General features: G+C 41.6%; 20 protein-coding genes. 12 read left to right on the plus strand and 8 right to left on the minus strand.

Annotation, left to right across the window (positions count from 1 at the left end):
- Window positions 1-78: 78 nt before the first annotated feature.
- The 3 genes from rseP to rpsN all read left to right on the plus strand — a co-directional run bounded on the left by rseP (window position 79) and on the right by rpsN (window position 2,223).
- Window positions 79-1,179, plus strand: coding sequence for an RIP metalloprotease RseP (gene rseP, locus RMZ42_RS08385; protein ID WP_322670968.1), 1,101 nt, complete (start codon window positions 79-81; stop codon window positions 1,177-1,179).
- Window positions 1,155-1,844, plus strand: a complete 690-nt coding sequence (nth, locus tag RMZ42_RS08390) for an endonuclease III (protein WP_322670969.1) — start codon at window positions 1,155-1,157, stop codon at window positions 1,842-1,844. The genes rseP and nth overlap by 25 nt, the downstream gene beginning before the upstream one ends.
- Window positions 1,845-1,920: 76 nt before the next feature.
- A complete protein-coding gene (gene rpsN, locus RMZ42_RS08395; protein ID WP_322670970.1) occupies window positions 1,921-2,223 on the plus strand; it encodes a 30S ribosomal protein S14 in 303 nt (100 codons plus the stop codon).
- A gap of 85 nt (window positions 2,224-2,308) precedes the next feature.
- On the opposite strand, the gene RMZ42_RS08400 is transcribed toward rpsN, so the two are convergent.
- Window positions 2,309-2,638 carry a hypothetical protein gene (locus tag RMZ42_RS08400; RefSeq protein ID WP_012410384.1) on the minus strand — a complete coding sequence of 110 codons (330 nt, stop codon included), beginning with the start codon at window positions 2,636-2,638 and terminating at the stop codon, window positions 2,309-2,311.
- 104 nt (window positions 2,639-2,742) lie between these two features.
- On the opposite strand from RMZ42_RS08400, the gene aat reads away from it, so the two are divergent.
- Both aat and RMZ42_RS08410 read left to right on the plus strand, forming a co-directional pair.
- Window positions 2,743-3,318, plus strand: coding sequence for a leucyl/phenylalanyl-tRNA--protein transferase (aat, locus tag RMZ42_RS08405; RefSeq protein WP_322670971.1), 576 nt, complete (start codon window positions 2,743-2,745; stop codon window positions 3,316-3,318).
- Window positions 3,319-3,359: 41 nt separating this feature from the next.
- On the plus strand, window positions 3,360-3,983 hold the full coding sequence (locus RMZ42_RS08410) for a hypothetical protein (RefSeq protein WP_322670972.1): 624 nt from the start codon (window positions 3,360-3,362) through the stop codon (window positions 3,981-3,983).
- Window positions 3,984-4,052: 69 nt separating this feature from the next.
- On the opposite strand, the gene RMZ42_RS08415 is transcribed toward RMZ42_RS08410, so the two are convergent.
- From RMZ42_RS08415 to RMZ42_RS08430, 4 genes are all read right to left on the minus strand, one after another.
- Window positions 4,053-5,420 carry a diguanylate cyclase domain-containing protein gene (locus tag RMZ42_RS08415; RefSeq protein ID WP_322670973.1) on the minus strand — a complete coding sequence of 456 codons (1,368 nt, stop codon included), beginning with the start codon at window positions 5,418-5,420 and terminating at the stop codon, window positions 4,053-4,055.
- Window positions 5,410-8,073 carry a hybrid sensor histidine kinase/response regulator gene (locus RMZ42_RS08420; RefSeq protein WP_322670974.1) on the minus strand — a complete coding sequence of 888 codons (2,664 nt, stop codon included), beginning with the start codon at window positions 8,071-8,073 and terminating at the stop codon, window positions 5,410-5,412. The genes RMZ42_RS08415 and RMZ42_RS08420 overlap by 11 nt, the downstream gene beginning before the upstream one ends.
- Before the next feature lie 9 nt (window positions 8,074-8,082).
- Window positions 8,083-9,060, minus strand: coding sequence for an ABC transporter substrate-binding protein (locus RMZ42_RS08425; protein ID WP_322670975.1), 978 nt, complete (start codon window positions 9,058-9,060; stop codon window positions 8,083-8,085).
- Between the two features lie 216 nt (window positions 9,061-9,276).
- Window positions 9,277-12,900 (minus strand): AAA-like domain-containing protein, encoded by a 3,624-nt coding sequence (locus RMZ42_RS08430; RefSeq protein WP_322670976.1) that lies wholly within the window; start codon window positions 12,898-12,900, stop codon window positions 9,277-9,279.
- Between the two features lie 365 nt (window positions 12,901-13,265).
- Between RMZ42_RS08430 and RMZ42_RS08435 the strand changes: the two genes are divergently transcribed.
- The 3 genes from RMZ42_RS08435 to RMZ42_RS08445 all read left to right on the plus strand — a co-directional run bounded on the left by RMZ42_RS08435 (window position 13,266) and on the right by RMZ42_RS08445 (window position 14,666).
- Complete coding sequence (locus RMZ42_RS08435; protein ID WP_322670977.1) at window positions 13,266-13,796, plus strand: hypothetical protein; 531 nt, start codon at window positions 13,266-13,268, stop codon at window positions 13,794-13,796.
- Between the two features lie 197 nt (window positions 13,797-13,993).
- Entirely contained in the window at window positions 13,994-14,308 is a 315-nt protein-coding gene (locus RMZ42_RS08440; RefSeq protein ID WP_322670978.1) for a hypothetical protein, read from the plus strand.
- Window positions 14,298-14,666, plus strand: a complete 369-nt coding sequence (locus RMZ42_RS08445) for a pentapeptide repeat-containing protein (protein ID WP_322670979.1) — start codon at window positions 14,298-14,300, stop codon at window positions 14,664-14,666. The genes RMZ42_RS08440 and RMZ42_RS08445 overlap by 11 nt, the downstream gene beginning before the upstream one ends.
- Window positions 14,667-14,802: 136 nt before the next feature.
- Here RMZ42_RS08445 and RMZ42_RS08450 read toward each other — a convergent pair whose 3' ends face one another.
- Window positions 14,803-15,786, minus strand: a complete 984-nt coding sequence (locus RMZ42_RS08450; protein WP_322670980.1) for a LysR substrate-binding domain-containing protein — start codon at window positions 15,784-15,786, stop codon at window positions 14,803-14,805.
- A gap of 221 nt (window positions 15,787-16,007) precedes the next feature.
- On the opposite strand from RMZ42_RS08450, the gene RMZ42_RS08455 reads away from it, so the two are divergent.
- The 3 genes from RMZ42_RS08455 to RMZ42_RS08465 all read left to right on the plus strand — a co-directional run bounded on the left by RMZ42_RS08455 (window position 16,008) and on the right by RMZ42_RS08465 (window position 18,211).
- Window positions 16,008-16,718 carry a cadmium resistance transporter gene (locus tag RMZ42_RS08455; RefSeq protein ID WP_322670981.1) on the plus strand — a complete coding sequence of 237 codons (711 nt, stop codon included), beginning with the start codon at window positions 16,008-16,010 and terminating at the stop codon, window positions 16,716-16,718.
- Window positions 16,719-16,798: 80 nt separating this feature from the next.
- A complete protein-coding gene (locus tag RMZ42_RS08460; RefSeq protein ID WP_322670982.1) occupies window positions 16,799-17,461 on the plus strand; it encodes a hypothetical protein in 663 nt (220 codons plus the stop codon).
- Between the two features lie 321 nt (window positions 17,462-17,782).
- On the plus strand, window positions 17,783-18,211 hold the full coding sequence (locus tag RMZ42_RS08465; protein ID WP_322661105.1) for a DUF202 domain-containing protein: 429 nt from the start codon (window positions 17,783-17,785) through the stop codon (window positions 18,209-18,211).
- Window positions 18,212-18,219: 8 nt separating this feature from the next.
- On the opposite strand, the gene RMZ42_RS08470 is transcribed toward RMZ42_RS08465, so the two are convergent.
- Complete coding sequence (locus tag RMZ42_RS08470) at window positions 18,220-18,942, minus strand: class I SAM-dependent methyltransferase (protein ID WP_322670983.1); 723 nt, start codon at window positions 18,940-18,942, stop codon at window positions 18,220-18,222.
- 334 nt (window positions 18,943-19,276) lie between these two features.
- On the minus strand, window positions 19,277-19,981 hold the full coding sequence (locus RMZ42_RS08475) for a mobilization protein (RefSeq protein ID WP_322670984.1): 705 nt from the start codon (window positions 19,979-19,981) through the stop codon (window positions 19,277-19,279).
- Window positions 19,982-20,314: 333 nt separating this feature from the next.
- On the opposite strand from RMZ42_RS08475, the gene RMZ42_RS08480 reads away from it, so the two are divergent.
- The gene (locus tag RMZ42_RS08480) at window positions 20,315-20,641 is read left to right on the plus strand and encodes a hypothetical protein (protein ID WP_322670985.1); all 327 of its coding nucleotides are present in this window, start codon (window positions 20,315-20,317) and stop codon (window positions 20,639-20,641) included.
- The last annotated feature ends 37 nt before the right edge of the window (window positions 20,642-20,678 follow it).

A 20,678-nucleotide genomic window follows, 5' to 3' on the forward strand; every position in this document is an offset into this window, starting at 1 on the left:
AGCTATGCCCCATGCCCAATGCCCAATGCCCAATTAGAATGGAGATAACTATAGCTTAATATCTTCACAATTTACTCTATGTCAGTTTTAGCAGCGATCGCAGTCTTGGCTGTTTTGATCTTGGTACACGAGTTGGGGCATTTTGTTGCAGCACGTTCTCAAGGCATTCTCGTTAACCGTTTTTCTTTGGGTTTTGGCCCGGTTCTTTTGAAGTACCAAGGTTCACAAACCGAATATGCTGTCCGCGCCTTTCCTTTGGGCGGTTTTGTGGGCTTTCCCGATGATGACCCCGATAGCGATGTTCCACCCAATGACCCAAATCTGCTGCGTAACCGTCCAGTTTTAGACCGGGCGATTGTCATCAGTGCTGGAGTAATCGCCAATTTAATATTTGCCTACTTGGTGTTGGCTCTGCAATTGGGTATTGTCGGCATTCCCAAGGAATTAACCTATCAAGCTGGTGTAGTTGTCCAGCCTGTTAATCAAGAATCTGTTGCCTACCAAGCAGGAATTCGGGAAGGAGATATTATTCTGGCTGTTAACGGTCAGGAACTCCTAGCTTCTGATAAATCAACTCCTTTGCTGACTAAAGAAATTCAAACTCATCCCAATCAGCAAATCGAACTGAAAATTCAACGTGAAAACCAACAACAAACCCTGAAATTAACTCCGAAATTGGGAGCCGATGGCAAAGGCGTAGTTGGTGTGGCACTTAGTCCAAATGCTACAGCAATTTATCGCCGTCCTAATAGTCCTTTTGAAATTTTTGGTCTTGCTGCTAATAGATTTCAACAATTATTTGTTGGTACACTAAGCGGTTTTGGTCAGTTAATTACCAATTTTCAACAAACTGCTGGACAAGTTTCTGGGCCAGTTAATATTGTCAAAATTGGTGCGAAATTAGCTGAGGACAATACTGTAAATCTGTTGTCTTTTGCGGCAATTATCAGCATTAACTTGGCTATTATCAATATTTTGCCTTTACCAGCTCTGGATGGCGGACAACTCGCTTTCCTGCTAATTGAAGGTTTACGCGGTAAGCCTGTACCCGCCCGCATTCAAGAAAGTGTAATGCAAACCGGTTTGGTGTTACTCTTAGGCTTAGGAATTTTTCTGATCGTCAAAGAAACTACCCAATTAACTAGCCAATTGGAATGGGTACAAAAATTGTTCCAGTAAGCATTACCTGCAAATCGTTATCTAAAAAGCAACGGGCGATAGAAATTTTAGCTCGGCTGAAGCGTCTTTATCCAGATGCTACTTGCTCTTTGAACTACTCAACGCCAGTACAATTGTTGGTGGCAACGATTCTCTCTGCTCAGTGTACTGATGAGCGGGTGAATAAAGTAACACCAGCTTTATTTGCTCGGTTTCCTGATGCAGAAAGTTTAGCGATCGCTGATTTGGTAGAATTAGAAAGTTTGGTGCGTTCAACAGGGTTTTATCGCAATAAAGCCAAGAACATTCAAGCCGCCTGTCGGATGATTGTCACTGAGTTTAACTCTGTTGTCCCCAACCAAATGGAGCAATTATTAAAGCTTCCAGGTGTGGCGCGCAAGACAGCAAATGTAGTCCTAGCTCATGGTTATGGCATTAATGCTGGCGTGACAGTAGATACTCACGTTAAGCGCCTGTGCGAACGCTTGGGTTTAACTGAACATACAGACCCCATTCGGATTGAGCAAGATTTAATGGGTTTATTGCCTCAGCCTGATTGGGAAAATTGGTCAATTCGGCTGGTTTATCACGGTCGTGCTATTTGTAAAGCCCGCTCTCCCGTCTGCGTTGCTTGCGAGCTTGCCGATTTATGTCCGGCTGCAAATAAGCCAGTGGTTGTAGGATAAGCGACACAAGTAACCCCAGAATTGATGGAGAGACTGTAGAATGGAAAACGGTGTCTTCAAATAAGTTAGAGAATATATGGCAAAAAAGAGCATGATTGAGCGCGAGAAAAAGCGCACCAAGTTGATCGAAAAGTATGCTGACAAGCGGGAAACTCTTTTAGAAGAGTTCAGAAGTGCAGCATCTCCTTTGGATAAACTAGAAATCCACCGGAAGATTCAACAGCTACCCCGGAACAGTGCGCCCACCCGCCACCGCAACCGTTGCTGGTTGACTGGTCGTTCTAGAGGAGTTTACCGCGATTTTGGGTTGTCTCGGAACGTACTACGAGAATGGGCGCATGAAGGTCTTTTACCTGGAGTTGTTAAGTCTAGTTGGTAAAAAGTTATGAGTGATGAGTTATGAGTGATGAGTTATTAATTGAGACAAACCTAACTCCTAACTTCTAACTCCTAACTCCTAACTCTTATTGCCCACAACACTTATCAATTCCCAGACTTTCTAAGAGTAGATCGCTGACGGCGTTGGCGATCGCAAACTCTCCATAGAAGCTATTGGAAAAATCATAGGACTGCATCTCTGTGACAATGGCAATTACCAGAGAACCAAGGTCATTTTCTCCTTCCATCCGTTGACGCACAAAAATCTGTGCGGCTCGTTGGGCAATATTTTGGTTTACTGCTTCGGGGATAAATTCTGTATCTAGCCACCGTTGTAAGCGTTCTCGTAACCATTCACCTTCGAGTAGGGGGTTTTCGGGCGGTGGTAGGGTGATGGGTGGAATTGGTTGAGTCATCTTTTTTTAAACGCAGAGGGACGCAAGGGGAAACGCAGAGGAACGCTGAGGTTGATTTTTTAGCATCAAATTGCGTTTCTAGGAGTGTTTTTTTATATTTATTTATGCAATATGATATCGCGGCTATTGTTGAGGGCTATGCACAAGGCTATTTTCTCATGGCTGATGAGCGCGATCGCCTGAGTTGGTACGGAAGTCGCGATCGGACTTTTATTCCTTTGGATGAACGGTTTCGTTACCCCAAGTCTTTGCAGCGTGTTCTGAATCAAGAGCGGTTTACTGTGGCGATTAATCGGGACTTCCAAGCTGTGGTGGCTGGCTGTGCTGATAGAGAGACAACCTGGATTTCACCGGAATTAGAAAAGATTTACTGGCTACTTTACCAGAGTGGTTATGCTTATAGTTTTGAAACTTGGCAAGGTGACGAATTAGCTGGAGGAATTTTAGGGATTGTGATTGGTGGGGCTTTTATTGGCGAGTCGATGTTTTACCGCATTCCCGAAGGCTCAAAGGTGGCGATGGTTAAGTTGGTGGAAAGATTGCGTCAGAGGAAATTTGTATTTTTTGATGCCCAAATGATGAATCCCCATTTGGAGAGGTTTGGCGCTTATCGGGTTGGAGATGAAGAATATCAATCTTTACTTCAGCAAGCGTTGCAACGTACTTGTAATTTAGTATAAATAATGACAAAACTCTTAATATTAAATAAGTAGTTCGATTGATGGTTTCCATTGTTATCAAACATGGATGGTTTCATCAGATTCTTGGGGAATGTGCCCAGCATGGTGGGTTTGTTTTTATTGCGCTATTAGGTGACTTGGGTAGCGAACTAGAAATTATCTCATATCAGAGGGTTGGAGAAGATCCAATGTTTCCTCTTTCAGACTACATTGAGGGACAACCTCCAAGTATTTTACAGAGATGCCAGGATCTATTTGGAGAATCAGCTAATGCAGTGTGGGTACGGGCTAGAATTCCAGCCATATTTGGTTCTAATATTTTGATCAGCTTGTCTATTCCAGACTACAAGTATGCACTCATAGAGCAAATGTTCATGGCTTGTGAGCTAGGGTCAAATGGAGACTGGATAGCATACCCATTTATCTGTGAAGATTACAATCTTCGTGCTGGACTACGTTTTAATCCAGATGGTTCATCAACTGAGATTTATGAACGTATTGCCAAGGCATTTTGGAAACTGTTGCTTCTTGAACCTAAAAGTGTTTGTGCATTCCGCGATGGCTACCTACACTATAACGACGAGATGGGTGACGAGGAATGGCATAATGTAGTATTCAGGCATGGTAGATTCAGCATTGAAATAATAGACCCTGGGTTATTTTAGAAGAAAAGCTAGATGTGATTGTTACTGATGTAATAATGCTGGAAATGAAGGTATTGTCATAAAAATCTTTCAATCATTACAATAGCGATCGCGCCCATTTTGTTTGGCATCGTACAGTGCTTTATCTGCTGAAGCAATGAGTGTGTCTGGCCTGATGTTCCAAATAGGTATGCGAGAGGTAATTCCTAAACTAACGGTGATAATATTCTTGACATCAGACTGTACATGGGGAATAGCCAGAGCATGAATTGCTTGCTGAATACTTTGCCCTACTTTAATCGCTCCCGCTAAGTCAGTATTGGGCAAGAGTACCAAAAATTCTTCTCCACCGTAACGTGCCACTAAATCCGCAGGACGATGAATTGTTTGTTGCACTGTTTGCGCTATCCTCATTAGACAATCATCGCCAGCAAGATGACCATAGTAATCGTTGTAAAGTTTGAATTTATCAACATCAAACATAATCAGTGACAAGGGTTGTTGTTCTCGTGCAAGGCGTCTCCATTCTGCTTTGAGTCGTGCATCAAAGCAACGACGGTTAGCCACCTGAGTCAAGCCATCTAAATTTGCCAGTTGTTCTAGTTTCTGATTTGCATCTTGGAGAGCCAATTCAATTTGTTTTCGTCCAGTGATGTCGCATATGGTAATAGCAAAACCATCATCTAGTTTGACTGCAACAAAGTGATACCAGCAAGAATTCCCTAATGGATGATAAAAATCTCGCTTGAAAGCTTCCCCTGTTTTGACAAGATTAACGAAGTGATTGAAGAGTTCTGGTTCTAGATGAGCTAAAAGTTTTTTGAGTACTAATTTGCCGATTATCTCTTCACATTTGCTTCCGAAAGCTTTAGCAATAACAGGATTGATAACTAAGCAACGAAAATCTTCAATGTCTCCAGTTACAGGGTTGCGGACAGCTTGCATAGCGGCAATACCATCTAGCGAACTATTCAAAATACTGGCTAGCATTGCCCTAGACTGATACAGTATTTCTTCTGTTTCCCTACGCTTAATATTTTCTTGTTCTAGAAGCCGTTGCTGGCGTTGAATGGTTAACTGATTTTCTAGACGCGCTACAACTTCTTCCATCTGAAAGGGTTTAGTGATGTAGTCTATGCCCCCTGACTCAAAGGCTATCACTTTATCGAAGACATCATCCAAAGCACTAATAAAAATAACAGGAATGGTGCGTAAAACTTCATCGGCTTTTAAAGTTCTACAAACTTGATAGCCATCCATTTCTGGCATCTTAATATCTAAAAGAATGATGTCTGGTCGCTTTGCCTTTACTGTTTTTAGTGCCATCCGTCCACTTGTGACACTGCGAACAATATAGCCGAGTTTGACCAGAGAATCACTTAATAAATGTAAATTTTTGGGATTGTCATCTACTAGGAGAATATTACCTTTATTTTCTTTATCAGAATTAAGATTCATTGCTTCTCAGGGGTTCGGCTAAATCAACTAATTCCTCAAATTCAAATTGACGAGCAAGTTTTGTTAAAGATTGAATTAAAAAAGTTTCTGTTTTAGGAATATCTCTAATTAATTCTATGACACGATTAGTATTTGCTTCTAATGCAGCTTCATAGAATTGATTAATCCATTCTTGAGACATACATATTAGATTTTGGGATGTTAAAGTATTTTTTTCTGTATATTCCAAATTTGAATAATTATTTTCAGCAAATATGTATTTGACACCCAGATGTTTGGCTAGTGTGTCAAAAATTGTATGTTCTGCAAAAGGTTTGCGGAGAAAGTCATCACATCCGGCTGAAAGAACGATCGCTTTTTCTTCTTCTAAAACACTTGCTGTCAGAGCAATTATAGCTGTAGCATTCCCCTTGGTAGTGGACTTGATATATTTTGTAGCTTCGTAACCGTCCATGACAGGCATTCGCATATCCATCCAAATCAGGTGGGGTTCCCATTCATTCCAAATAGCGATCGCTTCTTTGCCATTCCTAGCTTCTTTCATCTCAAACCCTAACGGTTGTAAGAGTTTAATTAATAATTGGCGATTAATAGGTTTATCATCTACTATTAAGAGTTTATATATAGGTTGCCCTGGTGCAAGTTCTAATACTTTTGGATGTACTTCTAAAGTATTGTTATTGGTTGGTTGACCTAACTTTGCTTGAATATAAAATTTAAAAGTTGTCCCAACTCCTAATTTACTTTCAACAAAAATATCTCCTCCCATTAACTGAATAAACTTGTGACTAATTGCTAAACCTAAACCCGTTCCTTCTTGAGATTCTTTTCCAGCTTGGGCTTGAGAAAAAGCATTAAAAAGTTTGGGTAATTCTGCGGCTGCAATTCCCACTCCTGTATCACAGACTTCAAAATCAAGAGTTAAAATATCTGTAATTTCTTCACTAGTATTATTTACTGTTAAACTAATTGTTCCTTTTTGAGTAAACTTAATGGCATTAGTAATCAAATTAATTAATACTTGCCGGAGTTTTAACTCATCTGTGCAAATATAACATGGGACATTTTCACTACGTTGAAATATTAAATTTAAGCCTTGATTGCTTGCCTGTAAATGTAGCATATCTTCTAAGTCATCTAGCAAGCGATATAGATCGAAATCTCTAGGATTAAGAGTAGTTTTACCCACCTCTATTTTTGATAAATCGAGAATATTATTGATGAGCGTTAGTAAATAATCACCACTGTGATAAATTATCCCGGCATTTTCATAATGCTCGGTAGGCAAGTTTTTCGCGCGTAACATTAACTGAGAAAAACCTAGAATAGCATTGAGGGGCGATCGCAACTCATGACTCATATTCGCAATAAATAAACTTTTAGCTTGATTTGCGACTTCGGCTTTGTCTTTAGCAATGGCTAACTCTGCTGTTCTCTCCTGTACCCGTTGTTCTAAAGTTTCCAAAGATGTTTGTAACTGAAGTGCCATGTTGTTAAACGATTTTGACAGTTGACCTATTTCGTCTTTTGATTTATTTTTGGCACGGATATCTAAGTTACCCGCGGTAAACTGGAAAACTATATTGGTAAGGTGAATTATTGGCTTTGTTAGCACTTGTCCAATAGCAAAAGCGATGATTGTTACTACTCCAGCGATAAATGCAAATAGAAAAATTGTGTTACGAATTTGCTTTTCTACAGGTGCTAAAGCAACGGCAAGGGGTCGGGCAAACAACACAGACCAAGGTTTATATTGCAAACGAGCGATCGCAATTAGATTAACGCGATCGCCTGTTGCTGACAAGGATGCAATTAAATACGACTGTTTATTATCCAATGCTTGTTTAAGTTTGGATTCATTAGTTGCCAATTCTTTGAAAGAAGAATTAGGCAAACGACCTTCCTGTTGCAGTTGAGTTACAACATTATCAGGTAGAGGCACAATTGATTTAAAAAGCAATTCTGGTGCGGTGCTATGTGCGAGATAAATATTATTGTCATCTAAAAGAATTGCAAAAGATTTTTCCCCAGCCCGTTCGGTTTGTCGAGTTACTAACTGCTGAACAACAGTCGCATTATATGAAACACGCAATATACCCAATATATCTCCCTTGGCATTGCGAACCGGACTACTAAAAAATAGGGTAATAAGATCGGGAATTGTCGGCGATCGCTTCATGCTAGAAACAAAAGAGAAACCAGTTTGTAGCGGTTTTTTAAAATAATCTTGAACTGATTCATCTTTGCCAATATTCAGTGTACGTGTATCCAATACATTTTTCCCGTTTAAGTCGAGCAAAGCATAAGAGAGAATATTGAGCATATCTTTGCGACTGAGACGCATTAACGTTTCTGTCGCCAATTGCATTTCGGGGCTACCGTCTCGCTGTTTTGGAGTTAGGCTGAGGTAGCGTGCCAAACCTGGTAAAATCGCCTCTACACGCACGGCATTGAGATTTCCATCAATAAAGGCATCTATTCTGTTAGCGGTTTCGTTAGCCGCCGCAGATAGGGCTTGTCGGGCGTTGTCAGTTAGTGCTTTTTCAGTTGTCTGTTTGTTGATAAATGCCAATAACAGCAACGGAATCAAAGCAACAACGAGAAACGAAGCGATCAACTTTGTACGGATGCCGCCCAAAAAGGAGTGCTGCATAGCTTCAAACTAGGGGGGATTCAAGAAGGAAGAATTGAACAAACTTTTTAGCTCAGGAATACGCGTAATGTTTCCAGAGCGAATAAAAAAGTCTGCATATATCTTGGCAGTTTTGTCAATGGACTTAGGGTTATCAGATTGAAAATATTTTTGATTTTCACCTAAATCAGTTAGGTTTATTCCCTCTAGAGAGAGAGTATTTATCGGAATTTTTAACGCTTTGCTGACGATCGCTTTTCCTTCCTCAACATTTGCTTTCCAGTAGGTCGAAGCTTGCAGCCATCCCTGCACAAATGCACGAATGTCTTCGGGGCGATCGCGGATTGTCTCACCACGAAAGATAATCAAATCTAAAATAAAGCCAGGGGTTTGTTTGCTAGTAAATAGGATATTTCCCCCTAATTTTATCGTTTCAGAGAGATAGGGTTGCCAAGTGTGTCCGGCTTGAATAGTATTATTTTTCAGGCGTTGAGGAATTTCTGAAGCCTCTAATTGAACTAAGTTCACATCATCACTAGTTAAATTGGCAGTTTTCAACATTTCAGTCACGAAAACTTCGCTAAAACCGCCTAGATTTGCACCCAGCTTTTTCCCTTTCAAGTCAGCTACAGTTTTAATTTTTGATTGGGCTACTACCACATCTGCTCCTATTGATTCATCTATAACGATCGCGCCTTGTATATCTGGATTTGCGGCACTCAAGATGATAAAATTTCCCAAGGACGACGTAATCCCATCATACTTACCCGCATTGAAGTTTGCTTGTTCCAATTGGGCGTATTGTGTATGAATTAGTTCCACATCTACCCCTTGGGCTTTGAAGAATCCTTTTTTTTGAGCAATGATGCCTGGAAGCTCTCCAACAAAAGATCCAAATATCACTTTCAATGGAGGGCGTTTTACTTCAGTTGGTACTGAAGTATTACAAGCAAGTAGTAAACAGGCAGTAATGAGAAAAATACTAATGTATCTGAGTAGTTTAAGCATAGAATTTTTGATGTTTTTTAATTATTGTTAATCAAAGATTCTGCTAAATAAACTAATTGTTCAAATTAAATTGCCGTGCAAATTTCGTCAGTGATTATATTAAACGAGTTTTGGTTGTTGGAATTGCTTCAAGATTTAGAAATTCTGACCGCAAGGGCAGCTTGAGAATTTCATTCACAGGTATTGAGCCGCCTTAACAAGGGATTATGCTTCAAATCAATGAAAAAGACTGTAATTGCAAAGAGAGCGATCGCTCTTTTCTACTGTTATATTAGTCTTTAAATAATCCCGTACCCAATCACAACTGTATTTCAGTAGGTTGAGATGGAGAATTTCTTCTAAATCCCACAGAATTACAAGTTGGTCATCTCCGCCAGAGGCAAAGGTTTTACCATCAGGGCTAAAGGCAACACTGCTCACATTAGAAGTATGTCCATTCAGGGTGACGAGTAAAGTACCATCAATTTTCCAGACTTTGATCGTATTGTCAAAACTTGCGGCTGCTAGCATTTGACCATCTGGACTGAATGCTACCCTGGTTAAGCCAATACTTTTACCATCAAAGCTCCTCACCAGAGTGCCATCACGTTTCCAAAGTCGCAGACTACCATCCCCACCTGTAGAGGCAATCAATTGACTATTCGGGCTAATGGCAACCCCAAAAACTTCACTCTTATGCCCTTCTAAGGTGCGATCGGGTTTCTCTAATAGGCGTTCGCTATTTTTTGAAGTCCACAGTTTGATAGTGCCATCAGCACTAGCAGAGGCGATAAACTGCCCATCTGGACTATAAACAATGTCCCAAATTCGCCCTGTATGCGCCTGAATAATTTGCTGGAGTTGAAACTCTCCATTGGAGCCGCGTTGCCAGAGTCTCAGCTTGTAATCAAAACCCACAGTCACTAATCGGTTGCCATCAGGACTGTAGCTAACACCCAAAAGACCGATACCTGGCCCTTCCAGAATGGTTCGCTGATTGCTGTCTAATTGCCACAGTCTTACAACACCCTTAGAACCAACGATCGCTAAAGTTCGACCATCGGGGCTAAAGTCGAGACTAAGCATTCGAGAATCTTCTTCAACAATGGTTTTGACGAGAGAACCATCGCGTCTCCAGAGTTTGACTTCTTTGCCAGCAACGGAAGCTAGCCGTTGCCCATCAGGGCTAAATGCCACCCGCCAGACCATTTCTTGATGGCCATTGAGTAGCTTTATTAAGGGTGAATGGACTCTCCAGAGTTTGATGGTGTTGTCGTGACTGGCAGAGGCAAGAGTTTCTCCATCAGGACTGAAGGCGATGGTTTGAATATTTGAGGTATGCCCCTGCAAAGTTCTTAATAAAGTACCATCTATTCGCCAGAGTTTAACGGTTTTATCAGAACCGCCGGAAGCAATAGTCTGCCCATCAGGGCTAAAGGCTACACCAAATATTTCAGCAGTATGCCCTTTAAAAGTTCTCAGGAGAGTGCCTTCTCGATTCCACAGTCGCACCATCTTATCTGCACCGCCAGACACTAAAGTTTGTCCATCGGGGCTAAAAGCAACACTCCAAATAGTTGCGCTTCCGGCTGTAAATGTTTTGAGCAGCGTTCCATCCAATCGCCAAAGCTGATTCTTGCCGCCTACCATAGAAGAAGCGAGAGTTTGACCATCGGGGCTGAAGGCAATTCCCCACACACCACGCTGATGTTTAAGAGTTCTGATTAAAGTGCCATTTAGTTGCCAAAGCTTGACGCTAAAATCGCCACTGGCAGAAGCGATCGTTTGTCCATCTGGGCTAAAGGCAACTCGCCACACCGCAGATTTATGCCCTTTGAAGATGGTTGACAATTTACCATCGATCGTCCAAAGACGGATAGTGCCATCAATGCCGGCAGCGACTATCCGGCGGCTATCCGGGCTGAAGCGGACGCTTTGTATGGTTGCAGTATGTGGTAGCGTTCTCACCAGTGTTCCATCCCGCTTCCATAGCTTGACTGTGCGATCGATGCTAGATGAGACAATCCACTGACCATCAGCGCTAAAATCAACGCCTAAGACAATCCCTTGATGCCCCGACAAGTGATTGAATTCATCAGCACCGTAGACAGCTTGTTCTAATACTTTGCGGGTTTGGAGATCCAGAGCATTGGCATCTGCCAAATTTTGCAGATCGAGCCGTTGGAATTCCTGTCTGGCTCGGATTGCTTGTACCAGTGCATCTAAGCGTTGATTGGAATTAAAACTACCATTGGAAGCAGCTGCGATCGCTCGTACCTCACTCAGTGATGCTTGTCGATCGGCGTAGAGTGTTGTGAACCCCAAGACAATAACTGCTAGTAAGGCCAAACTTACCCCTAATAGGAGTCGTCGCTGAAGCCGAGCGCTTTTTTGTTCGCTCGCTAATCGCGCTTCAGTTTCTTTGAGTCGTTCTACTTCCATTTTTTGCTGGACTTCCCGACGTTCCAATTCTTGGCTAGCTGCTAAAAATCGATAGTCCAAATCACTGAGACTTTTACGCTGAGTCCAGTCCAAAACCTCTTGTAAGGCATTACCCCGCAGCAGGCGTGACTCATCTTGAAAGCTCGATGCTACCCAAGCATTGAATGGCTGTGAATAAGGGCGCAGATTGTCTAACTGCTTTAACACCCATTCAGTATTGAAAATATGCCGATAGATGGGATTTTTAATTCTGAGATAGCCGTTGTACTTCTCGACCAATCCTGATAGTAAAAGCTCTGTCTGTTCTCGGCTATCATCGGTAGCCACGGGAGATAAAAAAGGACGCAAAGACTGGGAACGCCAAGAGTCGCTAGTGTCTTCATTATTTGCGTCCTCCCATCCCCATTTCCCCTCGTCCTCTATTTCCTGGGTTTGCAATACCTGCTGATAAAGACTCAGCAACCGTCCACTTTGTTGTTGGTTGAAAAGTAAGCGATCGCGAATCGTGCGCAGGTGTTCGGGTTCATCTTGTGATTCCCAGTGTTGGATAATCTGCGATCGCACCAATTCTTCTACCCAATAGGCCTCAGTTTTTGGGGGTAGGAAAATTTTCCGCTCTGATGTCTTTAAGGCAGTTTGGAGAATTAATTGACAGAGTTTTTGAGTGAGAAACGGTTGTCCCCCTGTCCAATAGATCACCTCTTGCAGCACAACTTCTGGTCGCTCAATTGCTCCTTTTAACCCATTTAGCAATGGGCTAGCTTCATGCAATCGAAAGCCGTATAACTCAATAGCTGTTCCAATGTTAAAAGGTGTCCGACGTTTGTCAGCAATTAAATCAGATGGACTGGCGACTCCAAACAATGCAAATCCCAGGCGTTGAAAATTTGGGTCGTGTGCTTGCTGATTGTAGCAATGACGAATCCAGGCAAAAAAATCATTGACCGGAAAATTCAAACTCAGCAAACTATCGATTTCATCAATTAAAATGAAAATGCCTTTAGCTTCGCCGCCTTCTTCAGAATCGCTCTTAACATTTGGCAGCAATATTTCTTCAACAAACTGGTGTAGCTTTTGTACAGGAGAAAGACCTGCTTGCATATTCCACCATTGCTTAAAGTTGACGTGTTCCGCCAGATTTAACCCGTAGAATATGCTGACAATGATTCCTTTATACCATTGTGCTGATGTGGTATCCTCGCTACCCAATTGCGTCACGTCTAAGTAAACACATTTATAGCCTTCTGACTTGAGACGACGACTTATTCGCTGTAGTAGGGATGATTTACCCATTTGGCGAGAGTTGAAGACGTAGCAAAAATCGCCACCTTTTAAACTGGTATAAAGTTTTTCGTCTGCTTGACGCACAACATAAGTGGGATCGTCACTGTGGAGGCTACCGCCAACTTGGTATCTCATGTGCAAAGTGTGATTAGAAAAGGGGGAAATAAAGAAGGAGTCAGAATTCTGAATTCAGGATTTAGAATACTATATCCATGCCACACTATCCCGTCCGTGAAGTGTCTTGTAGAGTAAAACGGTGAGGAATGGGTATGGAGTAGATGCGAGCGCAGATGGAAAAACGACGGCGCAATGGTTTGCCTTTCGCCAAGATTATGATTTACTGATTTTAAATTGGATGTTGACCAAAGTCAGTAGGTTGATTAAATCCGCCAAATTTCTGAAAGCAATTTCGTCTTTGTCTAACCATCGCTAACCTTGACCCGGAAAACATGGCAGATTACTTGAATAAGTACCAAAAGTCTGATAGGAAAACCATACTAATGAGAATTTGGACTATTACTGCTGTGCTAGCTGTTTTTTGGCTAATATCTGGGGTCATCGGTTCTAAGCCAATCAACGCTACTTCTGTTTTGGTAGAAAATGCCATATCATCTCTGCCGTCAACGAATGCAAAACAGATTACTGTCAGTAACACCGAGTTTGGTCTGAAGAGAGTTGACTCCAAAGGAAACGTTACCATTTTCCAGACAAAAAGAGTGCCACTTCAGGAAGGAAATACCTACGGGTGGCGGATTCAACTCAAAAACTACCAAGGTGAAGTGAAATGGCGTGAAGTCTTATATTTACCAAAACCTCCAGAAACTTGGGGTACAGATAATGGTGAAGATTTTTCAATATCAGCAGACGGCAAGACATCTGTAACACGACGCACGCAGTCGGCTTCAGAAGGTGTAATTGAGAATTTTTGGACAATTGCCCCTGGCGATCCAGTTGGTAAGCATAGAATAGAAGTCTATATTGATAACCGTTTGATCGGTACTTTCCAGTTTGAAGTTATTCCAGTTAAGTAGAGATGAAGGGCATTGGGCATGGGGCGTTAGGAGTTATGAGTTATGAGTTATGAGTTATGAGTAATGAGTGCTGAGTTAGGAGTTATTCTCCCTCTGCTCCCCTGCTCCCCTGCTCCCCTGCTCCCCTGCTCCCCATCCTCCCCTGAAGCTGAGGAGTATCTTAGAGATAGAAGTTTGATTCTTGTTAGGTGGCGATCGTGAATACAGAGGAATTTCTGCGATTGATCGAAAAGCAGCGCCCATGCCCTGAGACACTACCAAAAGGGCTGCAAGCAATGTGGTATGACAACAAAGGTGATTGGAACAAAGCTCATGAAATAGTTACAGATGCCAGCGATGCTGACAGTGCCTGGGTTCATGCTTACCTGCACCGCAAAGAAGGCGATTTGAACAATGCCCATTTCTGGTATCAACGCAGTGGTCAACCAGTATTTTCAGGAGAACTAAGCCAGGAATGGGAACAAATAACTTCTATATTGCTAAAGAAGGTGAACGCGACGCATGAATGCTGAAGAATTAAAAAGGCGTTTTGCCGCAGGAGAAAGATATTTTCCAGCCGTCAACTTGAGTCGGGATAAGCTGATTGGAGCCGATTTGCCGGGAATTAATTTATGGGGATCTGACTTGAGTGGAGCTAACTTAGCTAAAGCTAAACTCTGGGGAGCAGATTTGAGTAGAACTAATTTAGCCAAAGCGAATTTGACCAGAGCTAATTTGAGCGGTGCCAATCTGAATGAAGCAAATCTTCGGGGAGCAAAACTCAACTATGCCAAGTTGTATGGAGCTAATCTGACTGGCGCTTACTATGATGAAAGTACGCGGTTTTCTAGAGGTTTTGACCCTATCAGTAAAAATATGCGGAAGGTGTGAAGGGGATTGGGGGCAGAGGGGCAGGGGAGAAATCAATTCAAAATTCAAAATTCAAAATTCAAAATTCACGCATTCAAACATTGTAGAACTTCTGCCTCCTGGCTCCTCTTTCCCCATGCCCAATGCCCAATCTCCTTTAAATAACTGATACATGTTGATGTGAACCATCCATAGACGATATCAACATTTGTTCAAAGACTTTGGAAAGAGCAGTTTGAAAACGCTGACGATGCTTGATTTTGAAAAAAGGTCGAACTATTTCTGCGTAGGCATAGCCTGCCTTAGTCATCGCACTGTTGACTTCTCTATTATCAATAACTCGAATTGCCCGCAGAGTTCCTAGCTGGATTTCTTTTTTTACCATCAACTCAGAAATTCCAGTTGCGCCTACTCCATTTTCAATTGCGGCTTTTGCCATCTCACCACTGGCGAACACTAAAATTACATTCAGTTCGCTGAGGTTGATCCCCCAATTTTGCAACGCTTCTTCAAACCTTTGTTGGGTTCCAGATTCTGGCACCCGCATCACCCAAGGAGTTTGAGTTAATTGGCTTAAATCAATTTCTCCCCACTCAAACCAAGGGTGTTTTTGACCAACTACAATTTGTAAGCGATCGCTCGCTACTATTTCGTACTCCAGAGTATTCTGAAGCGCTGGCTTCACATCACCTTCCACCAAACCTAAATCAAACTGTCCCATCGCTGTACCGACACAAATCGTTTCTGCATTGGCAAGGGTACAGTCAATCTGGATACCAGGATATTGGCTCTTAAACTCACTAATTTTACTTGGTAGCCAGTAGTTACCAATTGTCAGACTCGACCCTAATTTCAATTCACCCCGTTGCAGATTGTTCAATTCTCGCAATCCTCTTTCTGTCAAGGAAACTTGATCGAGAATTTTCTGCGCTTCCACTTGCAGTAATTTACCCGCCTCAGCAATCTCGATATGGCGACCAATCCGATGGAATAGTTTCACACCATATTCTTGCTCTAAGTTGTGGATCGCTGCACTGACAGCAGGTTGTGTAATATAAAGCTCCTCTGCTGCGCGAGTGAAGTGTAAGTTCTGCGCCACAGCTAGAAATATTTTTAGCTGCTCAAGCGTCATTCCAGCCATTTATCGTATCCCTAAGACTTAATGTCAAAATTTTAATCACTTTCATTTATCATTTTGACAAATAAAAGCATTTGATTCTATCGGTTAGTTTGACTAAAGTATAAATCAAAGCTTTTTACTTAGTCATTTGTCATTGGTCATTGGTCATTTGTCATTTGTCCTTTGTAAGTGACCAATGCCCCATGCCTAATTACCAAGCACGAACATAAGGACATCCACAAATGAACGATTTAGTAACTGCAATTACCACAGGGATTACCGCATTCACTGCCACCAACATCGATGATATTGTCATTCTGACGTTGTTTTTTTCACAAATAAGTAAAACGTTTCGCAGTCGTCACATCCTTGCTGGTCAGTATCTCGGTTTTGCAGCATTGATCGTTGCTAGCCTTCCCGGTTTCTTCGGTGGACTAATCATACCGCAGGACTGGATTAGACTACTAGGTTTTATGCCAATAATCATTGGTGTGAGCAGTTTACTAAAACGCGAAGAGGATTCATCTGAGCAAGCTGAAGAAGAAACCGAGCCGTCTTGTCCCTCTATAGTTAGGAGTTTTATTTCTCCACAAACTTGCAATGTAGCCGCGATCGCCTTTGCTAATGGCAGTGATAATATTAGCGTCTATGTGCCCTTGTTTGCCAACTCAGAATTAGACAGTCTGCTGGTGATTATAGGTGTATTCTTTACTCTAGTGAGTGTATGGTGTTATACCGCTTACAAGTTAACCTACTTGCCTGCGATCGCCAACTTTTTAACTGAAAATGGCAATACTTTTGTCCCTTGTATCTTGATTGGTTTGGGCGTATTTATTGTCACCGAAAATGTTACTTGGACTCTTTTATCTGTAGTTTCTAGTTATATATTTTCATTAGTTTTAGGTTTCAATACTCAGCCGTCAAGTGAAAAACAAGAAAAATTAAGTGTCTAATAAAGAGGTGCATCATCAATTTTCTGAGCAAAACAAATTCTCAACGGCAAAATATCTTACCCATCAACAGGAATCAAAACATGAAAATCTGGAAATCTCTGCTAATTGTCTTAATGATTGTCGCTAATCTAGCCTTTGCTCAACCTTCTTTTGCTGATAGACCAAAATTTAGCAAAAACCCTGATTATATCGAAGTCACTAAAGCTCTTAAGCAACTCTCTCAGACAAAAGATGCCCAAACTCAAGTTGAAGGTCTGACACCAGAAGAAATTCAAAAAAGAACCGAGGAATTAACACTGCAAAAATATGCTTTAGAGACGGGAATCAATTGGGGTCAATGCAACAACCAAACAGGTAATACCATAGCGGTATACGGTAAAAGACCAAATGATGAAGAAGATGAAGATGCCGTATACGAGAATGGTCTATATTTTCTAGCTGATGGTCAATCCACTAAAAATAACTGGGATTGTGATGGCATCTATCTACCGAATGATGTCCAGGTAGAAAATTTCACCTCTAGTCCTAATGGACAAGGTGAAGAATTGACAGGAGCGGCGGCTCTGAAGATCCTTGATGGAACTCAGCTGGTAATTAAGAGGAATCCAGATACTGCTGCGATTGAATTGAATGTCCCGACTGTAAAAGTTGTTAACAGCAAAAAGGCTAACTGGTTTATCCCAGATATATCGCAGGATCTAATAAATACACGAGTTCCTAATGCGCCTAGCAATCAGTCTTGAAATAGAACTGCATAGTCTATTTTTGAATGATTGTTCTGAATTTAAATAGGGTGACAGCCAAAATCAGAGAAGAACAGGACAAACACTGGTGAAACATCTCTCTGATCTTGGCTCTTTTTTTTTGAATTTATCTATCCTCAATTTTAGGCTTGTTTTATTTTGATATCTGCATTAAAATTAATTTTGGAAAAAATGTACAATCACAACAGGCATATTTCAGTAGCGCAACTATTGTGCTGGGTGCAAGTCATCTGGAAAGAGATTTTCTACTACCTTCGCATTTTTTTGATCGGAGCCGCTTTGGGGATAAGGGTGTTATTGATGCAGTTAAAATTGAAACCTACAGAAGAAGAAAAAGATAAAAAAAAGCCAGGACGACTGAATCCGTCTAGAATCCGAGATCACTTGGCAAATGAGCGTACCTACCTCGCTTGGATGCGGACAGGAATCGCTCTTTTAGGTTTTGGTGTCGTCATTGTGCGTCTGCGTGCCTTCCATGTACCTTTAGTACCCCGTCCTGGCAACGGCTGGAAGTTAGGTTTAGTCTTCTCGCTGGTGGGTTTAATCACGGTGTGGCTGTCAACAGTACATTATTTTGCTGTCCGTCGTGATATCGAAGAAGATACTTACGAACCAACAGACCGATGGGTGTTGCTGTTCAGTCTCGCTGTGATGATTCTCGGAACTGGGGTAATCTATTTTGTTTTTACAACTTCTTTAGATCCAATGAGTCCAGTTATCCCTGAGTAATAGTATTTTTAAAACCGCACTTTGTATAACTCGAATAATTCCCCTGATTTATGCGTTACGACTTTAGCACCAGCGGCCTTAATTGTTTTTTCCCACTTAGCCAAAGGCTCTAAAAACACCTCAGCCCCTAAATAGGTTTCTAGAACTGCCCAATCTTCCGCTAAAGGCTGTTCTGGATTGAGAACGTCAAATACAAAATGTCCACCTGGTTTTAACACCCGCTTGACTTCTAGTAGTACGGCATCCCAATATTCGAGGGGAAAATAGCAGCTAAATCCGGTGGCGATCGCTAAATCAAATTGCTCTGATGGGTAGTTTAACTGATGAGCTGCTCCCAACTCAACCCCTTTGAACAGCTTAGAATTCAACTGCGGCCCGCGAGAATTCAGGGTATCGCGTGCCACATTACTGATTTCTTGCCCATGAAAAAACGCTTGCCAATCCCGCCAAGGATAGATTAAAAAGCTGATCCCACAGCCAATATCTATACAGTGTTGATTTTTTTGAGGTTTAGCAATTTCCCAAAAAGGGGAAGCAATTCTTCCTGAGAAACTCCCAGCAATCCACTCGCTAAATATCGGCATCGCCTGTACTTCTGCTGGGAGTTCAAAGGTTTCACGTTGATATTCTCGGTTAAAGCGATAGGCTATTTGGGCTAATCTTTCGTCCCAGTTGGTTGATTTGGGTGAACTAAAGAGATTTTGAAACTGAGAATCGGACTTTTTAGACATTTAGGTTTTTGCTACTCTTTCTAAGAATTGTAGTCAAATTTGCCAAGCGATCGCTTACAGCGGGTGGGTGCGCCATCGTACCCCCATTCAATCTCCTGCTATTTGTTCAAAGTCATGAGTATTAATGACTAATGACTAATAGACCTCTTGCAAAAATCCTTAAATCACCCCTCCCCAACCCTCCCCTTATAAAGGGGAGGGGGCAAGATTTTAAGTTTCCCCCCTTTATAAGGTGGGATTGATTAAGGGGGATCTATTCGACTTATGTAAGAGGTCTAATGACCAATGACAAATGACCAATGACTAATGACAAATGACAAATGACTAATGACTCCTACTCAACTTTTTCATACCAGATACCTACTTTCTCAAAAGCACCATAAGCAAGCTTCAGAAAATTCACTATTCTCTGTTTTCCAATTATCCCAAATTCTTTATATTCTCTAGCCTCTGCAAAAGTCAGGCGATTTTGGTCAATTATGTTTCTTTCTCTGTATGCTAACTTCGGAAAATCTATAACTTTTATCTGATATTTATTTACTATGTTCTGATAGTTGGAGTCTGACTCTAGATGCTCCCAATCATCACACAGCCCTAAATTCCTCACCAGAATATGAGGGATTTTATCACCGTAAGTATTCACTGACTGAGCAAACAGGTTGATGCTGTCGTATCCTCCTGTCGATACAAACCATTTGCAAAACAGAACTCCCTGCGAACTTCCTAATTCAAGTAATTGATTAGATTCAATCCACCCTTGTACTGCTCTATGCGATTGTGCAGATAAATTCACAATTACTGGCTTCTCTATTGCCCACTCAAATATTCTATCTGCTTTATTTGCCTGTCTTTCATTCTCACTAAACACTGCATATTTACATATCTCCTTATATACCCCTGCGACATCTGGATTTGATCTATCTGTCTCCACTGGTACAAATGGGATTCTCTTATCCAGACAATACTGAATCATTGTCCTGGCAAAGAGAGATTTTCCTACCCCGCCTTTTTCACCATCTACAAAATGAATCGTCGGCATTACAGCCACCTCTAATAGTTATTAAAGTCTGATATATCTTTCCCAAACTAAGAACTTTTTGGCCATTGCCCCCAAGTATTTTGGTGGTTTTATGAGAAAGTATAGCCGTGATTTGGATATATTCCAACAGTCTCATTTTACACAGGCGAAGTCCGTCTGCGTGGACTAAGACAAAACAAGAGGCTTAAGCCCCTTGTTGTAAGTTGATTGAGAACTAAAAACCGAAAATTTAGGTTTTCAGACATTCTTTACAACAAGAATTAGGAATTTTTAGAAGAAATTGCCTTGGGATGTTGTTTAAAATAAGCCTGGAGTTACTTGCAGATTAACACTATGGCAGAAATTCAGTTGGCGATCACGGGAGAAGATGCGATCGCAGCAACAGAGGCGCTTTTGGCAATTCCTGGTATATCTGGTAACTATGCAGTGAGTTCAGATGCACCGGAAAGAGAAGGAGTAACAGCAACAGTTGCTACCATCGTTGGTATTGTTGGGGGTGCGATCGCCATTGCTGAACAAATCCGCAAGTGGTATCAAGAGTATAAAGCTAAACAGTCTGGTAAAAGAATTGAAAAGGTGTTGATTGTCGGGCGCAATGGCAGGCGACTTCTTTTAGAGGATGCAACCCTGGAAGAGATTCGCCAAATTTTAGAATCGTAGAGACGGAATTGGGGGTGGTAGACTTGGGGTAAATACT

It is taken from the genome of Nostoc sp. DedQUE05 (genome assembly GCF_034530955.1).
In the GTDB taxonomy this organism is placed as follows: domain Bacteria; phylum Cyanobacteriota; class Cyanobacteriia; order Cyanobacteriales; family Nostocaceae; genus Nostoc.

What these genes read in the sequence shown, in the direction of transcription:
- aat (WP_322670971.1), top strand. Translation starts at nt 2,743, where the DNA reads ATGCAATATGATATCGCGGCTATTGTTGAGGGCTATGCACAAGGCTAT.
- RMZ42_RS08400 (WP_012410384.1), bottom strand. Translation starts at nt 2,638, where the DNA reads ATGACTCAACCAATTCCACCCATCACCCTACCACCGCCCGAAAACCCC.
- RMZ42_RS08460 (WP_322670982.1), top strand. Translation starts at nt 16,799, where the DNA reads ATGAAAATCTGGAAATCTCTGCTAATTGTCTTAATGATTGTCGCTAAT.
- RMZ42_RS08420 (WP_322670974.1), bottom strand. Translation starts at nt 8,073, where the DNA reads ATGCAGCACTCCTTTTTGGGCGGCATCCGTACAAAGTTGATCGCTTCG.
- rseP (WP_322670968.1), top strand. Translation starts at nt 79, where the DNA reads ATGTCAGTTTTAGCAGCGATCGCAGTCTTGGCTGTTTTGATCTTGGTA.
- RMZ42_RS08430 (WP_322670976.1), bottom strand. Translation starts at nt 12,900, where the DNA reads ATGAGATACCAAGTTGGCGGTAGCCTCCACAGTGACGATCCCACTTAT.
- RMZ42_RS08415 (WP_322670973.1), bottom strand. Translation starts at nt 5,420, where the DNA reads ATGAATCTTAATTCTGATAAAGAAAATAAAGGTAATATTCTCCTAGTA.
- rpsN (WP_322670970.1), top strand. Translation starts at nt 1,921, where the DNA reads ATGGCAAAAAAGAGCATGATTGAGCGCGAGAAAAAGCGCACCAAGTTG.
- RMZ42_RS08475 (WP_322670984.1), bottom strand. Translation starts at nt 19,981, where the DNA reads ATGCCGACGATTCATTTTGTAGATGGTGAAAAAGGCGGGGTAGGAAAA.
- RMZ42_RS08445 (WP_322670979.1), top strand. Translation starts at nt 14,298, where the DNA reads ATGAATGCTGAAGAATTAAAAAGGCGTTTTGCCGCAGGAGAAAGATAT.
- RMZ42_RS08425 (WP_322670975.1), bottom strand. Translation starts at nt 9,060, where the DNA reads ATGCTTAAACTACTCAGATACATTAGTATTTTTCTCATTACTGCCTGT.
- RMZ42_RS08470 (WP_322670983.1), bottom strand. Translation starts at nt 18,942, where the DNA reads ATGTCTAAAAAGTCCGATTCTCAGTTTCAAAATCTCTTTAGTTCACCC.
- RMZ42_RS08480 (WP_322670985.1), top strand. Translation starts at nt 20,315, where the DNA reads ATGGCAGAAATTCAGTTGGCGATCACGGGAGAAGATGCGATCGCAGCA.
- nth (WP_322670969.1), top strand. Translation starts at nt 1,155, where the DNA reads ATGGGTACAAAAATTGTTCCAGTAAGCATTACCTGCAAATCGTTATCT.
- RMZ42_RS08410 (WP_322670972.1), top strand. Translation starts at nt 3,360, where the DNA reads ATGGTTTCCATTGTTATCAAACATGGATGGTTTCATCAGATTCTTGGG.
- RMZ42_RS08465 (WP_322661105.1), top strand. Translation starts at nt 17,783, where the DNA reads ATGCAGTTAAAATTGAAACCTACAGAAGAAGAAAAAGATAAAAAAAAG.
- RMZ42_RS08435 (WP_322670977.1), top strand. Translation starts at nt 13,266, where the DNA reads ATGAGAATTTGGACTATTACTGCTGTGCTAGCTGTTTTTTGGCTAATA.
- RMZ42_RS08455 (WP_322670981.1), top strand. Translation starts at nt 16,008, where the DNA reads ATGAACGATTTAGTAACTGCAATTACCACAGGGATTACCGCATTCACT.
- RMZ42_RS08450 (WP_322670980.1), bottom strand. Translation starts at nt 15,786, where the DNA reads ATGGCTGGAATGACGCTTGAGCAGCTAAAAATATTTCTAGCTGTGGCG.